3 protein-coding genes are annotated in these 2,402 nt (G+C 66.9%); 1 reads left to right on the forward strand and 2 read right to left on the reverse strand.

The window, feature by feature from the left end:
* A partial coding sequence (locus WBF82_RS23520) for a serine/threonine-protein kinase (RefSeq protein WP_424385335.1) occupies positions 1–831 on the reverse strand: 831 nt, incomplete at its 3' end.
* 345 nt (positions 832–1,176) lie between these two features.
* Here WBF82_RS23520 and WBF82_RS23525 point away from each other — a divergent pair.
* Complete coding sequence (locus WBF82_RS23525; protein WP_424385333.1) at positions 1,177–2,184, forward strand: sensor domain-containing protein; 1,008 nt, start codon at positions 1,177–1,179, stop codon at positions 2,182–2,184.
* Between the two features lie 9 nt (positions 2,185–2,193).
* Here the strand turns inward: WBF82_RS23525 and WBF82_RS23530 are convergent.
* A partial coding sequence (locus tag WBF82_RS23530; RefSeq protein ID WP_424385334.1) for a DUF4333 domain-containing protein occupies positions 2,194–2,402 on the reverse strand: 209 nt, incomplete at its 5' end.

Below are 2,402 nucleotides of genomic sequence, written 5' to 3' on the forward strand. Positions count from 1 at the left end.
GCCCACCGGAACGGTGACGCCTTCCTCTAGCGCGGCGACGGCGGCCGCGGCGAATTCGCCGGCGCTCTGGTAGCGGTCGGCCGGATTTTTGGCCATCGCCTTGGCGACCACGTGGTCGATCGCTTGGGGCAGGTCCTTGGCGCGATCGGTCACCCGTGGCGGCGGCTGGGACAGGTGCGCCGCCATGACCGCTGCCATGCCGCCCGACGAGGCGAACGGCGGACGCCCGGTCAGCAGCCGATACAGCGAGCACCCCAGCGCGTAAATATCCGCCCTCGCGTCGACTTGCCCTGCGCCCAACAGCTCCGGTGCGGCGTAGGCGACGGTGGCCATCACCGTCCCGGTCGCAGTCAGCCCGACGCTGTCGTCGAGGGCACGCGCAATTCCGAAGTCAGCCAAGAAGATTCGCTCATCATCGGGTGCGAGCAGGAAGTTCGCCGGTTTGACGTCGCGATGGATCAGCTTGCGGCGGTGCGCATAATCCAGTGCCTTGGCGACCTCGCTGACGATATGGCCTGCCCGGCTGGCCGTCATCCGGCCCTCGTCGAGCTCCTTGTTCGCGTCACTGCCTGCCACGTACTGCATAGCGATCCACAGCTGGCCTTCGTCGGTTTCACCGCGGGTATAGACGGTGACCACGTTGGGATGATCCAGCGTGGCGGCCAGGTCGGCTTCCCGAAGAAACCGGGCCCGAAACTGGGGGTCCTGGGAAAGCTCCGAGCTCAGGACTTTGAGGGCGTCGCGGCGCGGCAACACCGGGTTGGCGGCCAGGTACACCGTTCCCATCCCGCCGGAGCCCAGCACCTTTTCGATGCGATAGCCCGAGACCATCGTTCCGGCGTTCAGCACCACGTCGCCGAACCTACCTACTTTCTGGCCGGGATCTGGCACGCGGGGCTTAATCCGTACTCGTGGCCGGCCGTCGGCCGCCGGGCCGTCGCATCGCTACAGTTTCGCTGCAAGAATGCTCCAGCTGAGCGGCTAAAATGAGCTCCCACACCGCGCGTAGGAAGCCGCCGGCAGTTATTAAGCCCGGTGAGCTGCATAGATATCCCAACCCGGTGCGCTACGATCCTGCTACGGTTACGTATTGCAACGCTACACTTTGTGTGGTTGAATCGTTGCATCAGGGGCCAAAGGTGGAGATGGCTCCGCACCGACAAGGAGCACTGCACGATGACCCACACCCTCACCCCGCCGGCTCAGCAGTACGGCAATGGCGGCTTCGGCCGGCCCAGCGACGAACCCACGGTTGCTTTTCGGCCGCGACCGCGGTTCGTCGCGCCGGTCCCGTCTGCGCCACCGGTGTGGGGACCGCCCGCGCCGATTCCCCCGATGGCTCCCCCTCAACCGAGTCCCTGGGGCGTGCCCAACGCGTGGGCGCCCCCGGCGCCTTGGGGCATGCCGCCGGCCGGCGGCCAGAGTCCGAAGGCGCAGCGTTGGCTGCTCGCGGTTGCCGGAGTGGCCGTTGCGGTGGCAGCCATCACGGTTGCGGTGGCCGCATCAAGCGCAGGGCACAACGATTCGCCAGCCATACCCGGCGGCGTTCCGGTTCCTGCCCCACCGACTAAATCCAGCGCGCCGACCACACCGTCGGCGCCGGTTGCTCCGCCGCACGTCCGCGCGATCGGCGACGACGCGCTGCCCACGCTGCTCCCCGATCCCGCCTACGTCGGTCAAGTCATGGGCAGTACGGGCCTGGAGTCGATCGACAAACTGTCTGGGCCGGGCATGTTCACCGACCAGGCCGACCCGGCTCAATGCGTCGGACTAGTCATCCCGGCGAACGAAAATGCTTACGCAGGTTCGGGATCGCGCGCCACCTACGTCCAGGCGCTGCATGATCAAAGCAGGACGACGGTGTTCAACGCTGTGACCACCTTCGGGACAGCTTCGATGGCCGGCGACCTCGTCGCGCAGCAGGCCACTACCTGGCAGACGTGCCGATCGGCACCAATTGTGCTGGGCCCTGCCCACGACCACCCCACGACCTGGACGGTCGAGGATGTCTCCCGACACGGCAGCACCGTGACAGCCCGCGTCTCCGCAGCGGGCGGTCCTACCTGCCAGCGCGCCATGACGTCGAAGAACAATGTCGTCATCGATGTGACCACCTGCAACGCGAACCCGGCGAACGAGGCGGTAACCCTCGCGTCGGCGATCGCCAAGCGCGTCGCCCAGTAACTGTGCTGGCTACTCGGGACGCCCGACCGAGTAGGTGCCGTCGTCGTCGACGAATGTGACGGTGGCCTGCGCCTTGTGGCCATTAACGGTGAGGTCGCAGGTGAACATCGCGTGTTTGACGATGGTGGGGTCGACGCCGTGGTTGCACACGACGTCTTTGACGCCCGCCAGCCCGTAGCCGGTGGCGGAGTCGGCGAGCACGTTCCGCACGCCGGCCT

The sequence above is a fragment of the Mycobacterium sp. genome (assembly GCF_049673265.1).
In the GTDB taxonomy this organism is placed as follows: domain Bacteria; phylum Actinomycetota; class Actinomycetes; order Mycobacteriales; family Mycobacteriaceae; genus Mycobacterium.

Excerpts from the sequence above, each read along its gene's own strand:
- WBF82_RS23525 (WP_424385333.1), top strand. The coding sequence starts at position 1,177 with ATGACCCACACCCTCACCCCGCCGGCTCAGCAGTACGGCAATGGCGGC.